The following is a 19,020-nucleotide window of genomic DNA, read 5'->3' as shown; positions in this document are numbered from 1 at the left end:
GGCAAGGATTCGTGAACTTCACGCGCTGGAGCGCCCGGCTCCCCGGAACGCAGCGCCGCGCCGCAGCGCGGACCGAAACCGCGGCGGCGGCCACCCCGGACCGCCGGGGAGAGAGCCCGAGCGCCGTCCCCGCGGCCCGCGTCGAACAACTCACCGACGAGGCCGAGCCGATCCCGGGAGTGGACGAGCTGCCGGTCCGTGAGGTCCTCGACCGTGTCCCGGCGCTGGTCGCCCTGGTCCACGGCACCGACCACCGCGTCGCCTACGTCAACGGCGCCTACGCGACGGCCTTCGGCGAACGCCCCCCGGGCGAACCCGCCCGCGAGGCCCTCCCCGAGCTGGCCGAACTGGGCCTGCTCCCCCTCCTGGACCAGGTCCTGCGCAGCGGCAAGCCCCGCACCCTCAAGTCCCGCAAGGCCCCCGACGGCCGCTCCTACACCTTCACCTGCACCCCGGTGGCGGAGGGGGACGGCGGCGGCAGCGGTGTCCTCGTATTCGCCACCGACGTCACCGACCACGCGGAAGCCGCCGAGCGCCTGCGCGCCAGCGAACGCCGCCAGCGTGAAACGGCCGTCACCCTCCAGCGCTCCCTCCTGCCCCAGGAGCTCGAAGAACCGGACGACCTGCGCATCGCCGCCACGTACCACCCCGGCGGCACCGAGGCAGCGGTCGGCGGCGACTGGTACGACGTGATCACCCTGGGCGGCGGCCGCACCGCGCTGGTGATCGGCGACGTCATGGGCAGAGGGGTACGAGCGGCCGCGGTCATGGGCCAGCTCCGCACGGCGGTGCGGGCCTACGCCCGCCTGGACCTCCCCCCGCACGAGGTGCTCCAGCTCCTGGACGGCCTGGCCACGGAAATCGACGCCAACCAGATCGCGACCTGCGTCTACGCCATCCACGACCCGAACGAGGGCCGCCTGGTGTACGCCTCCGCGGGCCACCTCCCGATCCTGGTCCGCGACGAGCACGGCGAGGTCCAGCGCGCCGACGAACCCACCGGCCCGCCCCTCGGCACGGGCGGCTGGATGCACGCGTCCGGCTCGATCGCCCTGACCCCCGGCTCCACAGCCGTCCTCTACACGGACGGCCTGGTGGAACGCCGGGACGAGGACCTGGACGAGGGCATCGCGTCCCTGGAACGCGCCCTCGCCGGCGCGACCGGCACCCCCCAGGTCGTCTGCGACCGCCTGGTCCGCTCGGCGGGCGTCACCGCCGACCACGACGACGACGTCGCCGTCCTCGTCCTCCAGCACCCGGCCCGCACCGGCCCCGACGGGGACCTCTTCCGCAACGCCGCCCTCGAACTTCTCGGCGGCGTGGAGGCCGCCCCACGCGCGCGTGCCTTCGCCTCAGGCGTCCTGACGAGCTGGCGCTTCCCGACCGAGCTGCACGACCTGGGCGTCCTCGCGACCAGCGAACTGGTCGCCAACTCGCTCCAGCACGGCACCCCACCCATGCGCCTACGCCTGCGCCGCACCGACCGCCGCCTGATCATCGAGGTCACCGACGGCGACGACCACCTCCCCCGCCGCCGCCGAGCCGAACCGGCCGACGAATCGGGCCGAGGCATCGCCATCGTCGCCACCATCGCCTCGGCCTGGGGCTCCAGACGCACGCCGGGGGGCGGGAAGGCGGTGTGGTGCGAGTTCGTATTGCCGAAGGGGGCGAGCCGCTAAGTCTCAGCCCGTCTGGGGGTCCCCCCTGCTCGAAGAGCTTGGGGGAGTTTGAGGACGAGGCCCCTTCAGGGCCGAAGCGGGGGGCTGGGGGCGACAAAACTCAGGCGTGAGCCTGCGACTGCCCCACCGGCGAACCCGCCCCCTGCGCCACAACCCGGCTCTTGCCCAGCCACGGCTGATCCTGCACCGCACTGAGCTGACGCCCCATCCGCAGCGCGAGATAGGTGATCCCCAGCGAGAACAGCAGGAATGTCACCACATACGGCCCGTGCAGCGCCGCCCCCATGGGCCCGCCCACAGCCGGCCCCACCGCCAGCGCCAACTGCTTCACGAGGGCGAACGCGGAGTTGTACTGCCCGGCCATCCCACTCGGCGCCAGATCCGCGACCAGCGGAGCGACCGTCGGCGACAACATCGCCTCACCCAGCCCGAACAGCGCGTACGTGGAGATGAAGGCCGCCGTGGCCATCTCCTGGCTCCCGTTCCCGAGCCCGGCATACCCCGCCGCGACCCAGGCCACGGCCCAGATCAGTCCCACGGCCGCGATCACCCGCGACCGCCTGCGCCGCTCGACGAACTTCAGCACGGCGAACTGCGCCACGACGATCATCGCGGTGTTGGCCGCCAACGCGGTCCCCAGCCCCGACGTGGAAACCCCGGCCGCCTCGACCCCGTACGCACTCAGCCCCGACTCGAACTGCCCGTAGCAGGCGAAGAACAGCACGAAGCCCAGCACGCACAGCTGCACCATCGCCCGGTTCTGGAGCATCTGCTTCCAGCTGCCCTTCGCCGACGAACCCGTCGGCGCCCCGTCGACCCGCGGCGCGTGCGGCGTCCGTACGGTCGCCATCACCACGACGAGCAGCAGGAACATCGCCGCCTCGATCGCGAACAGCAGAGTGAAGGACGAGACGCTCGTCGTGTCGACGAGGTGACCACCGATGAGCCCGCCGACGCCCAGCCCCAGGTTCTGAAGGAAGAACTGCATCGCGAACGCCCGCGACCGGGTCTCGGCCGTGGAGCAGTCCACGATCATCGTCGCGAGCGCTGGCTGCATCACGGCCTGCCCCGCCCCGAGCGCCGCCGCCGACAGCAGTACGGCCGTGGCGGTGCCCGCGAGTCCCAGGCTCAGCGCTCCGAGCGCGGCGGTGACCAGGGCGGCGAGCAGCACCGGCAGCGGGCCACGCCGGACGATCGCCCGCCCGGCGAACGGCAGCACGACCAGTGCGGCCACGGCGAAGACGGCGAGGACCAGCCCCGCCGTCATGGCACCCAGCCCCCGCACCTGCGCCACATAGACGTACAGGTAGGGGACGGTGAAGCCGAGCCCGAACGCGCTGAGTGCGTTGCCCACGTGGATCCGGCGCATCGCTGCGCCCATCGCCCTGGTCACGTTCACCTCTCTCGATGTAGGTCTGAAGACTTCAAAGCTAAAGTTCGAAGCTAAACAGTACACGTCGAAGGACTTCAACGCCAAGCGGGCCCGTGCCATACTCGGCCCATGGGCGACACCCCCGACATCGGCGAACCGACACTCGAAGAACAGATCGCCGCCTACCAGCGCGAGTTCCAGGACCTCGACCCCCAGGTCGAGCAGATCGTCTCGGCGCTGTCCCGTCTGAACCGCCGTATGAACGTCGCCTACGGCCGCCAGACCTCCGCCCTCGGCATCAGCAACGCCGAGTGGGAGGTCCTCAAGGCACTCGTCCTCTCCGGCGCCCCGTACCGCATGGGCCCGAGCGACCTCGCCAAGCGCCTCGGCCTCACCCCGGCCGCGATGACCCACCGGATCGACCGCATGCTCGCCGAGGGCCTGGTCACCCGGGAGCGCGACGAGTCCAACCGCGTCCGCGTCATCGTGGAGCTGACCGCGGAGGGGCGCGAGAAGTGGCTGGAGGCGATGCGCTTGGCGTCGGTCTTCGAGGAGGAGCTCCTCCAGGACCTCTCGCCGGACGAGCGCACCGCCCTCGGTGACGCCCTGACCCGCCTGCTCCGTAGGGTGGAGCACGCCCAGCCGGATGCCGGCGGACGCCTCAGCGACCTGGACTGACGCGGGGTGCGCCACCTCGGGAAAAGATCTTGACAGGGGATGCTTGACAGCCCCTTGCCCGATCCGTAAAGTTCTCCGGGTTGCCGCTGAGCCGTAACGGTTCTGCGACAGCACCTCCCGCCGCGAGAGCGGCAATCAAACCACCAGCACGATCTCCCAACCGGGTCGATTTTGGCATGCCCGAATTCAATTCGAATTGGGACTCGGTAGCCCGATTGGGAATCACCGAGAGAGTCCGCTAAGGTTTGAGACGTCGGAACGGCCCAACGGCCGGGAAGACAAACCCCGCTGACTGGGAGTCAGGCCCGAAAGGATCTGATAGAGTCGGAACCGCCGGAAAGGGAAACGCGAAAGCGGGAACCTGGAAAGCACCGAGGAAATCGGATCGGGAAACGGTCTGATAGAGTCGGAAACGCAAGACCGAAGGGAAGCGCCCGGAGGAAAGCCCGAGAGGGTGAGTACAAAGGAAGCGTCCGTTCCTTGAGAACTCAACAGCGTGCCAAAAATCAACGCCAGATATGTTGATACCCCGTCTCCGGCCGGTCTTCCGGTTGGGACGAGGTTCCTTTGAAATAAACACAGCGAGGACGCTGTGAACGGTCGGGCCTATTCCGCCTGACTGTTCCGCTCTCGTGATGTGTGCACCCGATTACGGGTAAACATTCACGGAGAGTTTGATCCTGGCTCAGGACGAACGCTGGCGGCGTGCTTAACACATGCAAGTCGAACGATGAACCACTTCGGTGGGGATTAGTGGCGAACGGGTGAGTAACACGTGGGCAATCTGCCCTTCACTCTGGGACAAGCCCTGGAAACGGGGTCTAATACCGGATAACACTTCCACTCTCCTGGGTGGAGGTTAAAAGCTCCGGCGGTGAAGGATGAGCCCGCGGCCTATCAGCTTGTTGGTGAGGTAATGGCTCACCAAGGCGACGACGGGTAGCCGGCCTGAGAGGGCGACCGGCCACACTGGGACTGAGACACGGCCCAGACTCCTACGGGAGGCAGCAGTGGGGAATATTGCACAATGGGCGAAAGCCTGATGCAGCGACGCCGCGTGAGGGATGACGGCCTTCGGGTTGTAAACCTCTTTCAGCAGGGAAGAAGCGAAAGTGACGGTACCTGCAGAAGAAGCGCCGGCTAACTACGTGCCAGCAGCCGCGGTAATACGTAGGGCGCAAGCGTTGTCCGGAATTATTGGGCGTAAAGAGCTCGTAGGCGGCTTGTCACGTCGGGTGTGAAAGCCCGGGGCTTAACCCCGGGTCTGCATTCGATACGGGCTAGCTAGAGTGTGGTAGGGGAGATCGGAATTCCTGGTGTAGCGGTGAAATGCGCAGATATCAGGAGGAACACCGGTGGCGAAGGCGGATCTCTGGGCCATTACTGACGCTGAGGAGCGAAAGCGTGGGGAGCGAACAGGATTAGATACCCTGGTAGTCCACGCCGTAAACGGTGGGAACTAGGTGTTGGCGACATTCCACGTCGTCGGTGCCGCAGCTAACGCATTAAGTTCCCCGCCTGGGGAGTACGGCCGCAAGGCTAAAACTCAAAGGAATTGACGGGGGCCCGCACAAGCAGCGGAGCATGTGGCTTAATTCGACGCAACGCGAAGAACCTTACCAAGGCTTGACATACACCGGAAAGCATTAGAGATAGTGCCCCCCTTGTGGTCGGTGTACAGGTGGTGCATGGCTGTCGTCAGCTCGTGTCGTGAGATGTTGGGTTAAGTCCCGCAACGAGCGCAACCCTTGTTCTGTGTTGCCAGCATGCCCTTCGGGGTGATGGGGACTCACAGGAGACCGCCGGGGTCAACTCGGAGGAAGGTGGGGACGACGTCAAGTCATCATGCCCCTTATGTCTTGGGCTGCACACGTGCTACAATGGCCGGTACAATGAGCTGCGATACCGTGAGGTGGAGCGAATCTCAAAAAGCCGGTCTCAGTTCGGATTGGGGTCTGCAACTCGACCCCATGAAGTCGGAGTTGCTAGTAATCGCAGATCAGCATTGCTGCGGTGAATACGTTCCCGGGCCTTGTACACACCGCCCGTCACGTCACGAAAGTCGGTAACACCCGAAGCCGGTGGCCCAACCCCTTGTGGGAGGGAGCTGTCGAAGGTGGGACTGGCGATTGGGACGAAGTCGTAACAAGGTAGCCGTACCGGAAGGTGCGGCTGGATCACCTCCTTTCTAAGGAGCACTTCTTACCGAGTCCTTCGGGACGAGGTCAGAGGCCACTACGTCGGCAAACGTTCGACGGTGGTTGCTCATGGGTGGAACGTTGATTATTCGGCACACTTGATCGTCTTCTCTTCCTAGTACTGCTTCGGCGTGGAATGGATGAAGAAGAGGCGGGTGTGCCGGGCACGTTGTTGGGTGTCTGAGGGCACGGCCGTTATGGCTGCCTTCAGTTGCCGGCGCCGGTGTAGCACCACGAAAGTGGTGTGTGACGGTGTACTGGTCGTTGTTTGAGAACTGCACAGTGGACGCGAGCATCTGTGGCCAAGTTTTTAAGGGCGCACGGTGGATGCCTTGGCACCAGGAACCGATGAAGGACGTGGGAGGCCACGATAGGCCCCGGGGAGTCGTCAACCAGGCTTTGATCCGGGGGTGTCCGAATGGGGAAACCCGGCAGTCGTCATGGGCTGTCACCCTTGCCTGAACACATAGGGCAAGTGGAGGGAACGCGGGGAAGTGAAACATCTCAGTACCCGCAGGAAGAGAAAACAACCGTGATTCCGGGAGTAGTGGCGAGCGAAACTGGATGAGGCCAAACCGTATACGTGTGAGACCCGGCAGGGGTTGCGTGTGCGGGGTTGTGGGATCTCTCTTTCACAGTCTGCCGGCTGTGAGACGAGTCAGAAACCGTTGATGTAGGCGAAGGACATGCGAAAGGTCCGGCGTAGAGGGTAAGACCCCCGTAGTCGAAACATCAGCGGCTCGTTTGAGAGACACCCAAGTAGCACGGGGCCCGAGAAATCCCGTGTGAATCTGGCGGGACCACCCGCTAAGCCTAAATATTCCCTGGTGACCGATAGCGGATAGTACCGTGAGGGAATGGTGAAAAGTACCGCGGGAGCGGAGTGAAATAGTACCTGAAACCGTGTGCCTACAAGCCGTGGGAGCGTCGGATACGTGCTTGCACGTATCTCGTGACTGCGTGCCTTTTGAAGAATGAGCCTGCGAGTTTGCGGTGTGTTGCGAGGTTAACCCGTGTGGGGAAGCCGTAGCGAAAGCGAGTCCGAATAGGGCGACATAGTAGCGCGCTCAAGACCCGAAGCGGAGTGATCTAGCCATGGGCAGGTTGAAGCGGAGGTAAGACTTCGTGGAGGACCGAACCCACCAGGGTTGAAAACCTGGGGGATGACCTGTGGTTAGGGGTGAAAGGCCAATCAAACTCCGTGATAGCTGGTTCTCCCCGAAATGCATTTAGGTGCAGCGTCGTGTGTTTCTTGCCGGAGGTAGAGCACTGGATAGGCGATGGGCCCTACCGGGTTACTGACCTTAGCCAAACTCCGAATGCCGGTAAGTGAGAGCGCGGCAGTGAGACTGTGGGGGATAAGCTCCATGGTCGAGAGGGAAACAGCCCAGAGCATCGACTAAGGCCCCTAAGCGTACGCTAAGTGGGAAAGGATGTGGAGTCGCACAGACAACCAGGAGGTTGGCTTAGAAGCAGCCACCCTTGAAAGAGTGCGTAATAGCTCACTGGTCTAGTGATTCCGCGCCGACAATGTAGCGGGGCTCAAGCGTACCGCCGAAGTCGTGTCATTGCAGCATGAGGGCCAACGCCCGCTGTGATGGGTAGGGGAGCGTCGTGTGCCGGGTGAAGCAGCCGCGGAAGCGAGTTGTGGACGGTTCACGAGTGAGAATGCAGGCATGAGTAGCGATACACACGTGAGAAACGTGTGCGCCGATTGACTAAGGGTTCCTGGGTCAAGCTGATCTGCCCAGGGTAAGTCGGGACCTAAGGCGAGGCCGACAGGCGTAGTCGATGGATAACCGGTTGATATTCCGGTACCCGCTGTGAAGCGTCAAACATTGAACCAGGCGATGCTAAGTCCGTGAAGCCGCCCTGGAGCCTTCGGGCAAAGGGGAGTGGTGGAGCCGACGGACCAGACCTGTAGTAGGTGAGTGATGGGGTGACGCAGGAAGGTAGTCCAGCCCGGGCGGTGGTTGTCCCGGGGTAAGGGTGTAGGCCGTGCGATAGGTAAATCCGTCGCACATGAGGCTGAGACCTGATGCCGAGCCGATTGTGGTGAAGTGGATGATCCTATGCTGTCGAGAAAAGCCTCTAGCGAGTTTCATGGCGGCCCGTACCCTAAACCGACTCAGGTGGTCAGGTAGAGAATACCGAGGCGTTCGGGTGAACTATGGTTAAGGAACTCGGCAAAATGCCCCCGTAACTTCGGGAGAAGGGGGGCCATGTCCGGTGATCCGATTTACTCGGTGAGCTGGGGGTGGCCGCAGAGACCAGCGAGAAGCGACTGTTTACTAAAAACACAGGTCCGTGCGAAGCCGTAAGGCGATGTATACGGACTGACGCCTGCCCGGTGCTGGAACGTTAAGGGGACCGGTTAGTCATGATTCGTCATGGCGAAGCTGAGAACTTAAGCGCCAGTAAACGGCGGTGGTAACTATAACCATCCTAAGGTAGCGAAATTCCTTGTCGGGTAAGTTCCGACCTGCACGAATGGCGTAACGACTTCTCGACTGTCTCAACCATAGGCCCGGTGAAATTGCACTACGAGTAAAGATGCTCGTTTCGCGCAGCAGGACGGAAAGACCCCGGGACCTTTACTACAGTTTGATATTGGTGTTCGGTTCGGCTTGTGTAGGATAGCTGGGAGACTGTGAACTCTGGACGCCAGTTCAGGGGGAGTCGTCGTTGAAATACCAGTCTGGTCGTGCTGGATGTCTAACCTGGGTCCGTGATCCGGATCAGGGACAGTGTCTGATGGGTAGTTTAACTGGGGCGGTTGCCTCCTAAAGAGTAACGGAGGCGCCCAAAGGTTCCCTCAGCCTGGTTGGCAATCAGGTGTTGAGTGTAAGTGCACAAGGGAGCTTGACTGTGAGACCGACGGGTCGAGCAGGGACGAAAGTCGGGACTAGTGATCCGGCGGTGGCTTGTGGAAGCGCCGTCGCTCAACGGATAAAAGGTACCCCGGGGATAACAGGCTGATCTTCCCCAAGAGTCCATATCGACGGGATGGTTTGGCACCTCGATGTCGGCTCGTCGCATCCTGGGGCTGGAGTCGGTCCCAAGGGTTGGGCTGTTCGCCCATTAAAGCGGTACGCGAGCTGGGTTTAGAACGTCGTGAGACAGTTCGGTCCCTATCCGCTGCGCGCGCAGGAATATTGAGAAGGGCTGTCCCTAGTACGAGAGGACCGGGACGGACGAACCTCTGGTGTGCCAGTTGTTCTGCCAAGGGCATGGCTGGTTGGCTACGTTCGGGAGGGATAACCGCTGAAAGCATCTAAGCGGGAAGCCTGCTTCGAGATGAGTATTCCCACCCACTAGATGGGGTAAGGCTCCCAGTAGACGACTGGGTTGATAGGCCGGATCTGGAAGCACGGTAACGTGTGGAGGTGACCGGTACTAATAGGCCGAGGGCTTGTCCATAGAGGCTCGCGTCCACTGTGTTGGTTCTGAAACCACGAACGGCCCCGTATGGCCACGTACGGTGCGGCATAGTTCGACAGTTTCATAGTGTTTCGGTGGTTATAGCGTGAGGGAAACGCCCGGTTACATTCCGAACCCGGAAGCTAAGCCTTACAGCGCCGATGGTACTGCAGGGGGGACCCTGTGGGAGAGTAGGACGCCGCCGAACAAATTTTGAGAAAGGCCCACGCCATATGGCGTGGGCCTTTCTGCATTTCTGGCTCAGGACGGCTCAACCAGTCCGGTGTCGTACGCCAGAATCACCGCCTGAATTCGATCCCTGGAGCCCGTCTTCGCGAGGATGCGGCCCACGTGGGTCTTCACCGTCGACTCGGCCAGGTGGAGGCGGGTGGCTATTTCCGTGTTCGTCCAGCCCTTGCCGACCACCGTGAGGATCTCGCGTTCGCGGTCGGTGAGGGGAGACAGGCGGGGGTGGTCCAGAGCCGATGTCTCTTGGCCTTCGGCGTGGCTTTGCGGCGGGAGGTGGTGGGCGTACGCGTCGAGGAGGCGGCGGGTCAGGCTCGGGGCGACCACCGCGTCGCCGGTGGCGACTGCGCGGATGCCGGAGAGGAGTTCCTCCGGCTGGGCGTCCTTGACGAGGAAGCCGGAGGCGCCTGCGCGGAGGCCGGCGTAGGCGTACTCGTCGAGGTCGAAAGTGGTGAGGATCAGGACCCGGGTGCGGTCGCCGGAGGCGGTGATGCGGCGGGTGGCCTCGATGCCGTCCAGGCCGGGCATGCGGACGTCCATCAGGATCACGTCGGGATGCAGCTCCGCGGTCATGCGGATCGCCTCGCTGCCGTTGGCGGCTTCGCCCAGCACTGTCATGTCGTCCTGGCTTTCCAGCAGCATCCGGAAGCCGAAGCGCTGGAGGGGCTGGTCGTCGGCTATGAGGACGGTGGTCACTGCGGGGTTTCCTCCGGGAGGTGCAGGTGGACGCGCCAGCCCTGTTCGGGGTGCGGGCGTGGGCCGGCCTCAAGTGTGCCGCCGTACAGGGCTGTTCGCTCGCGCATTCCTGGCAGGCCGCGGCCGCCCGTGGGCCTGGAGGGGCCGCCGTTGCCGGTGTCGGTCACGGTCGCGGTGACGGCGCCCTTCTCCTCGTATGAGAGCTCTATGTGCGCCGTTGTGCCGGGGCCCGCGTGTTTCAGGGTGTTGGTGAGGGCTTCCTGGATGACGCGGTAGACGGTGAGTTGGCGGCCCGGGGGGAGGTCGGGGGTGCCGTGGGTCGTGGTGTGGAGGGGGAGGCCTGCGGCGCGTACGCCCTCGATGAGCTGGGTGAGGTCGGTGAGGGTGGGTTGCGGGGTGAGTTCCGGGTGAGGTCCTCGGGGGTGTTCCTCGTCGCGTAGGACGTCGAGGAGGCGGCGTAGTTCGGCCATGGCCTGGCGGCTGGTGGTGGCGATGGCGTGCAGGGCCTGGGTGGCGCGTTCCGGGGACTTGGCGGCCGCGTACTGACCGCCGTCGGCCAGGCCGGTGATGACGGAGAGGTTGTGGCCGATGATGTCGTGCATCTCGCGGGCGATGCGGGCTCGTTCGGCCGCGGCGGCGAGCTGGGCCTGCTGGTCGCGTTCGATCTCCAGACGGCGGGCGCGGTCCTCCAGGGCCTCGGTGTGGTCGCGGCGGGTGCGGACCGTGATGCCGACGGCGACCGCGACGGCGATGGACATCAGGACCGGGACGATGTCCTTGTCCGGGGTCCCCTGTGGGTGACGGGCCGCCATCACGGCCACGGGTGCGGTGATCAGGGCCGTCGCCCACCAGAGGTTGAGGGGAGGGCGGCGCAGGGCGATGTGGAAGACGACGAGCAGTTGGAGCAATACCGCTTGGAGGGCGGTGCCGGTCCAGGCGTTGACCAGGGCGAACGGGGCTATGGCCAGGAGGACGGCGCGGGGGTGGGTGCGTCGCAGGAGGAGCGGGACGGACAGGCCGAGGCTCAGGCTGAGGACCAGCCAGCCGGGGTTGTCGCGGTCGCGGGCCACGTTGAGCCAGCCGCCGCCGGAGTAGTCGATCAGGGCGGCCAGCACCCAGAAGCCGGTGAGGTGCAGGTCCCAGGCGAGCGGGTGGCGTCGGTCGAAGGCGCGCACGCGTCCGCTGATGCGCTGGACGTGCTGGGTGAGAGGTTCCGTCGTCGCTCGCTCTTGCGTCACGTGGTCCATCGTGCGGGGTGCGGTGGTGGCCGGCACAGGACCCTGGGCAGGAATCCGGGTGAGCGATGTCGTACCCGGGTACTACGGTGGCGACCATGAGCACCATGAACCCCGGGGCCTACGTCATCCGTTCCATACGGGCCGACGAGTGGCCCGCCGCAAAGGAGTTGCGGCTCGCCGCGCTGCAGGATCCCATCGCGCCGCTCGCGTTCCTGGAGACCTACGACCAGGCCGCGGCCCGGCCCGACTCCTTCTGGCAGGAGCGGGCGGCCCAGGCCTGTGAGGGGGCCGACGGGGTGCAGCAGATCATCGCCGAAGGGCCGGACGGAGCCTGGGTCGGGACGTTGACCGTGCTGGTCGAGGAACCGGGCACGACCGACTGGGCCGGCTTCGCCGTGGAGCGCAAGCAGGGGCATCTCGTCGGCGTGTTCGTACGGCCCGAGGAGCGGGGGAGCGGGCTGACCGACGTGCTGTTCGACGCCGGCCTGGAGTGGGCGTGGTCGCGGGGCGCGGAGCGGGTGCGGCTCATCGTGCACGAGGAGAACGGGCGGGCGCAGCGGTTCTACCGGAAGGTGGGGTTCGAGCCGAGTGGGGTGATCGTGCCGCTGGGTGAGGGGGCGGAGGACGCCGAGTTGGAGTTCGTCATCGAGCGGCCGTAGCAGCCGTAGCGGCCGGGGCGGTGCTCGGCTAGCCTCCAGCGGAAGTTCGCCTACACCAGGACTTCGCCTACACCGGGAGTTCGTCGTGCGGCCAGCGGGAGCGGGCCTGTTCGCGGGACCGGAGCAGGGCCAGGGTCGGCATGCCCCGGTCCGCTCCGGTTGCCAGCAGCTCCGGCAGTTGGGGAAGCGGAGCCACGGCGGCGACGTCGTCCAGGACGAGCGTCAGTGGTGGGTCGAGGCGACCGGAGGATGACCGTTCGGCCATGCGCCGGCCGCGCTCGACCACGCTTGCGGCGAGGGCCGTCAACAGTGGCATGGCGCCCGGGTTGGCTCGGGGGTCCTCGATGGATTCACCCACCACATAAAGCGTGCCCCCTTCATCGATGAAGGAATCCAAGGTGAGGGCATCCGTTCGGTTGGGAGTGCAGGACTCCCGGATGTTGACCATGGACAGCGCGGCGAGTGCCCTCGTGGTCAACTCCTGGGCCATGTCGCGGCGTTCCGGGTGGGCCGTGAGGGCCGCTTCGAGTTCGCCGGCCGAGCCCGGTGCCGCCTTGGGGTTCGTGCGGAGGATGCGTACCGCGTCCTGGATCTGGGTGCCCTGGGACCAGCGGTGGACGTGGCGGATGGTGCGGCCGTCGATGGCGGCGGCGTGGAGGTAGCTGCGCAGGAGCGTTTCGGCCGTGTCGCTCACCGCTTGGTCGAGCCGGGAGGTGGGGCGGACCGGCGCCAGGAGCGCGGTCGCTCGCGAGACCGCTGTCTGCTTGTCCTCGCAGCCCGTGGTGGGGGTCCAGTGGAGGCGGGCCGGGGTGTCGCACAGGTGGGTGGGGTCGTAGAGGAGGACCGGGCCGAGTTTGCCGCGGGCGTCCTTCGTGTCCTGCCAGAGGGCAGGGTTCGAGGTGACGACGAGGGCGGGGCCCTCCGCGTCGTGGACCGCCTGGGTCGCGGTGGTCTGGCGGGTCTCTTTCGGGGCTACGAGGATCTTCTCCCGCCCGCCGGGCCGTGCGGTGACGGGCGGCGGGGTGTGGGCCACCGGCGGCGCCGCGGGCGCCGTTGCCTCGATGCGTTCCGTTCCCTCCGCGACCGTCGTCGGTGACCCGGCGTCAGGACCTACCTCCAGCGGCCGGCTCAGACCGTCCCGGGCTCCCGTGAGCTCCGCCTCCCTCCGCGGTGCCGGCACCTCGTGCTGCACCGGCGCGGGCGGCGGCCCGGGGTCGGCGAGACACGGTTCTTCCGGAGCCCCTGCCTTCCCCACTCGCCGCCCCGCCCTGACCGCCCGCCACCGGGCCACCGTCCCCAGGACGAACACCGTCAGCACGACGAGGACCATCAACTGGCCGATGAACAGGCCCCAGAACAGGCCGTAGCCGGACAGTTGGCCGGCTGGTGTGTCCGGCCAGGCGCCCGGGATGTCGTGGGGCTCGGCGATCAGGGAGCGCATCGCGAGCGGTGTGCGCGTGAAGGTGACTCCGGACGGCCAGGTGCCGTGGGAGAACAGCGCGGCCAGTCCCGTCGCCGTCCAGACCAGCAGGGTCATGCCGAGGAGGAAGGCGAGCAGGCCGAGCAACAGGCCGTCGGGGATGCCTCCTTGGCTGTCCCCGTGGTTCCGGCCGTTGCGGTGGTCGTCCGGTCTCACGCTGCCCCCTACCCCTACGCCACCGTCGATTCGGAGTCGCCCAGGTGCTGCTCCACGAACGCCGCCGCCCGCTCCTCGGCCTCCAGCTCGGCGGCGCGCAGCGCGTCGTCGGCCAGGTCGCGGTCGGCGGACGACTCGGTCATCGCGCGGTCGGTGAAGACGAGGGGGCGTTCCGTCTCGGTGACCAGGTGTTTGACGACCTGGACGTTGCCGTTGACGTCCCACACCGCGATGCCGGGGGTGAGGCTGGGGATGATCTCCACCGCCCAGCGCGGGAGGCCCAGCACCAGGCCCGTCGACCTCGCCTCGTCGGCCTTCTGCGCGTAGATCGTCCTGGTCGACGCCATCTTCAGGATCGCGGCCGCTTCCTTCGCCGCCGCGCCGTCGACGACGTCCGACAGGTGGTGGACGACCGCCACGAAGGACAGGCCGAGCCGGCGGCCGAACTTCAGCAGCCGCTGGAACAGCTGGGCCACGAACGGGCTGTTGATGATGTGCCAGGCCTCCTCGACCAGGAAGATGCGCTTCTTCCGGTCGGGGCGGATCCAGGTGTGTTCCAGCCATACGCCGACGATCGCCATCAGGATCGGCATGGCGATGGAGTTGCGGTCGATGTGGGACAAATCGAACACAATGAGGGGCGCGTCCAGGTCGATGCCGACCGTCGTGGGGCCGTCGAACATGCCCCTGAGGTCACCGTCGACCAGACGGTCCAGGACCAGCGCCACGTCCAGGCCCCACGCCCGTACGTCGTCTATGGCGACGTTCATCGCCTCCGCCGACTCCGGCTCGGGGTGCCGTAGCTGCTCGACGATGTCGGTGAGGACGGGCTGGCGCTCGACGATGGTCTCGTTGACGTAGGCGTGCGCGACCTTCAGCGCGAAGCCGGAGCGCTCGTCGAGGCCGTGGCCCATCGCGACCTCGATGATCGTGCGCAGCAGGGCCAGCTGGCCCGTCGTCGTGATCGCCGGGTCGAGGGGGTTGAGGCGGATGCCCATGTCCAGGGCCGCCATCGGGTCCAGACGGATGGGGGTTATCCCCAGCTCCTGCGCGATGAGGTTCCATTCGCCGACGCCGTCCTCGCCCTGGGCGTCCAGGACGACGACCTGGCGGTCGCGGAAGCGCAGCTGGCGCAGGACGTACGTCTTCTCCAGGGCCGACTTGCCGTTGCCGGACTCGCCGAGGACCAGCCAGTGCGGGGCGGGGAGCTGCTGGCCGTAGAGCTGGAAGGGGTCGTAGATGTAGCCCTTCCCGGAGTACACCTCGCGGCCGATGATCACGCCCGAGTCGCCGAGCCCGGGGGCGGCGGTGGGGAGGTAGACCGCCTGGGCCTGGCCCGTGGACGTGCGCACCGGAAGCCGGGTCGTCTCGACCTTCCCGAAGAGGAAGGACGTGAAGGCGTCGGTGAGGACGGACAGCGGGTCCCGCATAGGTCCTACCTCCGAATGCCGGTGGCGAAGGGGAGCGTGTTGACGAATGCCCGGTGGTGCTCGCGATCGCACCACTCCAGCTTCAGATACGACTTTCCGGCCGACGCCCGGATGGTCCGCTTGTCGCGCGCCAGGGACTCGGGGGAGCGGGAGGAGACGGTGATGTAGCCGACGAGGTTGACGCCGGCGGCGCCGCTCGCGAGGTCCTCGCCGCGCTGGTCGAGGCGGGTGTGGGCGGCGACGTCACGGGGGTCGACGGTGCGGTTCATCTTGGCGGCGCGGCTGGCTTCGGCCTCGTCGTTGGTCTTCTCGGTCAGCATGCGCTCGATGGCGACCTCGGTGGGTTCGAGGTCCATCGTGACGGCGACCGTGCGGATGACGTCCGGGGTGTGGACGAGCAGGGGCGCCAGGAAGTTGACGCCGACCGGGGTCATCGGCCACTCCTTCACCCAGGCCGTGGCGTGGCACCAGGGGGCGCGGGTGGAGGACTCCCGCGTCTTCGCCTGCAGGAACGTCGGCTCCATCGCGTCCAGCTCGGCCGGCCAGGCATTACGTTTCGTCATCGCCTGGATGTGGTCGATCGGGTGGTCCGGGTCGTACATGGAGTGGATGAGGGAGGCGAGCCGGCCCTGGCCGAGCGGCTGCCGTACGCGGATGTCCGCCTCCTGCAGGCGCGAGCAGATGTCGGTCAGCTCGCGGGCCATGACGACCGCGAGTCCGGAGTCCCGGTCGACCTTGCCGCCGCCGTGCGGGCGGGCCGCGCGGGCCATCGCCATGGCCTCGGCGGCCAGTTCACGGGTGAAGTGCATGCAGGCGACGAGGTAGGCGCGGTGCTGCTCGCTGCTCGTCGACACCATGGACTGGAGTTGGTCGTACGACTGCTGCAGCCAGGCCGGGGTCCGGTCGTCGCCGCGTACGGCGACGTCCTTGGCGTGGGCGTCCGGGTCGGCCGGGAGGGTGCGGGCGAGCATCTGGAGGCGGGTGACGAAGCCGTCCCCGTTGGCGACGTGCTTCAGCAGGGTGCCGAAGCGGTCGACGAGGGCCTCCTGGTCCTCGGAGTCGCGCAGGCCGACGCCCGGGCCCTCGATCTCGATGGCGGCGGTGACCGTCCGGCGGTCGGCGTGCAGCAGTACGGCGATCTCGTCGGGCCCGAACGGGGCGGCGAGCCACGTGATGCGGCCGATGCCCGGCGGCGGACCGATCTCGACCTCACGCCCGTCGATGCGGGTGCCGGCCTCGACGACACCGGAGCGGTAGGCCGTGCCCTGGCGCAGGCTGCGCTTGTAGCTGCGGTTGATCTCGAACCACTTGTAGAAGGTCCGGTGCTTGTACGGCACGTAGACCGCGGCCAGCGCGAGCATCGGGAAGCCGGTCAGCGCCGCGATGCGCAGGGACAGGACGGGGACGAGGAGTCCGCACATCATGCCGAGGAACGCGCCCGCGATGATCAGCGCGATCTCGCCGGTCTCGCGGTTGCGTCCGACGATGGCGTTCGGCCGGGCGCGGCCGATCAGATATGTACGGCGGGGCGTGACCGGATGGGACACGTGGGACTGCGTCGTCAACGCCCGTCACCTCCTGAACGATTGCTGTTGCGGGTGTTGCCTGCGTGCGGGGTGTTCACGGGGCTGCTCGAACGGGGTGCGGGTGCGGCGGAGGGGACAGATCCGCCGCCTCCGTTCGAGGAGCGCGAGCTGTGCGCGGCGACGCCGCCGGCGGCGGGGTTCGAGGGGCGGGCGCCGGACTGGCCCGAACCGCCGTTGTTGTCCGCGCGGGAGCTGTGCGTCTTGATGCCCTGGGCGACGAGGGTCGCCGGGGAGCTGATCACGGCGGCGGCCTTGCCCTCGGCGCCGCGCATGATGCGGTTGTTGCGGGAGCCTGCGATCTCGTCGCCGAAGCCCGGGACGAAGCGGTAGATCATCGCGCTCGCGAAGATGGCGAGCAGGATGATGGCGAGGCCCGAGACCACGGCGGAGAAGGCGTCCGGGCCGTCGTCGGCGGACAGCGCGCCGGCCAGGCCGAGCACTATCACGATGACCGGCTTCACCAGGATGACGGCGATCATGATGCCGGCCCAGCGGCGGACGTGGCCCCAGAGGTTCTTGTCGACCAGGCCGGCGTAGACGACGGTGCCGAGCAGGGCGCCGACGTAGAGCAGGGCGGCGCGGATGACGAGCTCCAGCCAGAGGATGCCGGCGGCGAGGATGCTCACCAGGGAGACGACGATCAGCATGATCGGGCCGCCGCCGATGTCCTCGCCCTTTTCCAGGGCGGCGGCGAAGGTGCCGAAGAAGGTGTTCGTCTGGTTGCCGGTCGTCTTCGCGATGACGTCAGTGACGCCGTCGGTCGCCGATACGACCGTGTAGAGGATCAGGGGCGTGAACGCGGACGCGAGGACGGTGAGCCAGAGGAAGCCGATCGCTTCGCTGATGGCGGTGGTGAGGGGGACGCCCCTCACGGCTCGCTTGGCCACGGCCAGCAGCCAGAGGAGGAGCGTGAGGATCGTGGACGCCGCGAAGACGACCGCGTACTGCTGGAGGAACTTGGCGTTCGTGAAGTCGACGTTCGCGGTCTCCTGCACGGCCTTGCTGAGCTGCTTGACGGTCCAGGAGGCGGCGTCGGCGCAGCCCTTGGCGAGGGAGGAGAGGGGGTCGAGGGTGGAGGTGGGGTCGGTGACGCTTGAGCGTCCGCCTGAGCCGCCGTTGTCTTTTTCGCAGTAGTCCTTGGCGGGGCCGCGGATCAGGTCGCAGGGGTCGTTGCTCGTCGAGGGGGTGGGGGACGGGGTGGGTGCTGCCACGGCACGGGTGGCCAGCAGTACGGTCGTGGCCTGTACGGCGGCGAGGGCCGCGGTGAGCTTGAGGAAGCGGCGGTTAGCGCGCATACGTGAACCCTCCGAACTCCTCGACGGCCTTCGTCATGTCGTCAGCGGTGGAGGCTTGCTGGTCCCGCCCGACCGGCACGGGTCCGTCCTTCTGCTGGAAGTCGGTGACCTTCCAGTCGTTGCCGACCCACTTCAGCTCGTAGGTCGTGGTGTACCAGCTCTCGGCCACCGGGTTGGTCGAGCCTTCGCCGGACAGACCGAAGAGCGACGTGTACCAGACCTCCACGGTGGCGGCACCGGTGCCGAACGACGTGGTCTTGGTGCCCACCGGGATGACTCGGGAGATGAACGTCTGGCCCGTCGGCGCGGCACCGTCAGTGCCGAGGCCGATGTTCGTCAGGAACTTCTCGCTGGCGTACGCGCTGTCCAGGTCCGCCTGCCGCTTGGCGGCTACATCGGGGGCGTAGACAGTGTTGACGATCTCGTGCCGTCTGTCCGTGTTGAACATGTCCGCCGACCCCAGCGCCACCGAGTAGTTGGCCGCCGCGCTCTGCGCCCCCTGCTCATCTCGCCTGAACCCCCCGGGGATCCCCGCGGCCTTCCCGTCCACCGGTCGTGTCCCCGTGGCCGCCGTCGTTGAGGATTTCGGCTGGTTTTCGTCCCCGTTCGGGGAAGCGGAGTCGTCTTCTCCACGGTTCGCGAAGGCGATCGCGGCGATGAGGAGGACCACCACGCCGACCACCGTGACCAGGCTCCGGGACGACGAACGGCCGCCCCGCCGCGCACCCCCGTACACGTCACCGCTGCTCTCCGGCAGCCGCGTACGGGTCTGACCGGTGCCTCCGTAGCCGCCGGAGGTCTCCCGCTCGTCTCCGAGACTCATGCCGCGTACGCCCCCTCGACGTCGGACAGATACACGTTGGAGTACGACGGTAGCCGTGCTGGTT

11 protein-coding genes and 3 rRNA genes are annotated in these 19,020 nt (G+C 66.7%); 6 read left to right on the top strand and 8 right to left on the bottom strand.

Going from position 1 to position 19,020, the window contains the following annotated elements; genetic code table 11:
• The first annotated feature begins 11 nt into the window (after window positions 1–11).
• Entirely contained in the window at window positions 12–1,679 is a 1,668-nt protein-coding gene (locus OG254_RS23415) for a SpoIIE family protein phosphatase (RefSeq protein ID WP_405584961.1), read from the top strand.
• A gap of 100 nt (window positions 1,680–1,779) precedes the next feature.
• On the opposite strand, the gene OG254_RS23410 is transcribed toward OG254_RS23415, so the two are convergent.
• The gene (locus OG254_RS23410) at window positions 1,780–3,048 is read right to left on the bottom strand and encodes an MFS transporter (RefSeq protein WP_405595141.1); all 1,269 of its coding nucleotides are present in this window, start codon (window positions 3,046–3,048) and stop codon (window positions 1,780–1,782) included.
• A 132-nt stretch (window positions 3,049–3,180) separates the two neighbouring features.
• On the opposite strand from OG254_RS23410, the gene OG254_RS23405 reads away from it, so the two are divergent.
• The 4 genes from OG254_RS23405 to rrf all read left to right on the top strand — a co-directional run bounded on the left by OG254_RS23405 (window position 3,181) and on the right by rrf (window position 9,555).
• Window positions 3,181–3,729: a MarR family winged helix-turn-helix transcriptional regulator gene (locus OG254_RS23405; RefSeq protein WP_148000145.1), complete on the top strand. Its 549-nt coding sequence runs from the start codon at window positions 3,181–3,183 to the stop codon at window positions 3,727–3,729.
• A 662-nt stretch (window positions 3,730–4,391) separates the two neighbouring features.
• Window positions 4,392–5,917 (top strand): 16S ribosomal RNA (locus OG254_RS23400).
• Between the two features lie 310 nt (window positions 5,918–6,227).
• Window positions 6,228–9,347 (top strand): 23S ribosomal RNA (locus OG254_RS23395).
• Window positions 9,348–9,438: 91 nt separating this feature from the next.
• Window positions 9,439–9,555, top strand: a 5S ribosomal RNA gene (rrf, locus tag OG254_RS23390).
• Together the 16S, 23S and 5S rRNA genes form the textbook arrangement of a ribosomal RNA operon.
• Window positions 9,556–9,608: 53 nt before the next feature.
• On the opposite strand, the gene OG254_RS23385 is transcribed toward rrf, so the two are convergent.
• Together OG254_RS23385 and OG254_RS23380 are read right to left on the bottom strand one after the other, a co-directional pair.
• Entirely contained in the window at window positions 9,609–10,289 is a 681-nt protein-coding gene (locus tag OG254_RS23385; RefSeq protein WP_405584958.1) for a response regulator, read from the bottom strand.
• The gene (locus tag OG254_RS23380; protein ID WP_405595139.1) at window positions 10,286–11,536 is read right to left on the bottom strand and encodes a sensor histidine kinase; all 1,251 of its coding nucleotides are present in this window, start codon (window positions 11,534–11,536) and stop codon (window positions 10,286–10,288) included. The genes OG254_RS23385 and OG254_RS23380 overlap by 4 nt, the downstream gene beginning before the upstream one ends.
• Window positions 11,537–11,622: 86 nt before the next feature.
• On the opposite strand from OG254_RS23380, the gene OG254_RS23375 reads away from it, so the two are divergent.
• Window positions 11,623–12,186, top strand: coding sequence for a GNAT family N-acetyltransferase (locus tag OG254_RS23375; RefSeq protein WP_405584955.1), 564 nt, complete (start codon window positions 11,623–11,625; stop codon window positions 12,184–12,186).
• A 67-nt stretch (window positions 12,187–12,253) separates the two neighbouring features.
• Here the strand turns inward: OG254_RS23375 and OG254_RS23370 are convergent, their stop codons facing one another.
• The 5 genes from OG254_RS23370 to OG254_RS23350 are packed head-to-tail and all read right to left on the bottom strand — an operon-like array spanning window position 12,254 to window position 18,956.
• Complete coding sequence (locus OG254_RS23370; RefSeq protein ID WP_405584952.1) at window positions 12,254–13,822, bottom strand: TraM recognition domain-containing protein; 1,569 nt, start codon at window positions 13,820–13,822, stop codon at window positions 12,254–12,256.
• 14 nt (window positions 13,823–13,836) lie between these two features.
• Window positions 13,837–15,252: an ATP-binding protein gene (locus OG254_RS23365; RefSeq protein WP_148000142.1), complete on the bottom strand. Its 1,416-nt coding sequence runs from the start codon at window positions 15,250–15,252 to the stop codon at window positions 13,837–13,839.
• Between the two features lie 5 nt (window positions 15,253–15,257).
• Window positions 15,258–16,817 (bottom strand): SCO6880 family protein, encoded by a 1,560-nt coding sequence (locus OG254_RS23360; protein ID WP_405584949.1) that lies wholly within the window; start codon window positions 16,815–16,817, stop codon window positions 15,258–15,260.
• Window positions 16,814–18,133 (bottom strand): hypothetical protein, encoded by a 1,320-nt coding sequence (locus tag OG254_RS23355; RefSeq protein WP_405584946.1) that lies wholly within the window; start codon window positions 18,131–18,133, stop codon window positions 16,814–16,816. The genes OG254_RS23360 and OG254_RS23355 overlap by 4 nt, the downstream gene beginning before the upstream one ends.
• Window positions 18,123–18,956 carry a hypothetical protein gene (locus OG254_RS23350; protein ID WP_405584943.1) on the bottom strand — a complete coding sequence of 278 codons (834 nt, stop codon included), beginning with the start codon at window positions 18,954–18,956 and terminating at the stop codon, window positions 18,123–18,125. The genes OG254_RS23355 and OG254_RS23350 overlap by 11 nt, the downstream gene beginning before the upstream one ends.
• Window positions 18,957–19,020 lie beyond the last annotated feature (64 nt).

It is taken from the genome of Streptomyces sp. NBC_01092, assembly GCF_045039535.1.
Lineage (GTDB): Bacteria > Actinomycetota > Actinomycetes > Streptomycetales > Streptomycetaceae > Streptomyces.
The sequence above is the reverse complement of the archived record's forward strand: the minus strand, read 5'-3'. Positions and strand labels throughout refer to the sequence as shown.

What these genes read in the sequence shown, in the direction of transcription:
- OG254_RS23365 (WP_148000142.1), bottom strand. Translation starts at nt 15,252, where the DNA reads ATGCGGGACCCGCTGTCCGTCCTCACCGACGCCTTCACGTCCTTCCTC.
- OG254_RS23380 (WP_405595139.1), bottom strand. Translation starts at nt 11,536, where the DNA reads ATGGACCACGTGACGCAAGAGCGAGCGACGACGGAACCTCTCACCCAG.
- OG254_RS23375 (WP_405584955.1), top strand. Translation starts at nt 11,623, where the DNA reads ATGAGCACCATGAACCCCGGGGCCTACGTCATCCGTTCCATACGGGCC.
- OG254_RS23355 (WP_405584946.1), bottom strand. Translation starts at nt 18,133, where the DNA reads ATGCGCGCTAACCGCCGCTTCCTCAAGCTCACCGCGGCCCTCGCCGCC.
- OG254_RS23350 (WP_405584943.1), bottom strand. Translation starts at nt 18,956, where the DNA reads ATGAGTCTCGGAGACGAGCGGGAGACCTCCGGCGGCTACGGAGGCACC.
- OG254_RS23405 (WP_148000145.1), top strand. Translation starts at nt 3,181, where the DNA reads ATGGGCGACACCCCCGACATCGGCGAACCGACACTCGAAGAACAGATC.
- OG254_RS23410 (WP_405595141.1), bottom strand. Translation starts at nt 3,048, where the DNA reads ATGCGCCGGATCCACGTGGGCAACGCACTCAGCGCGTTCGGGCTCGGC.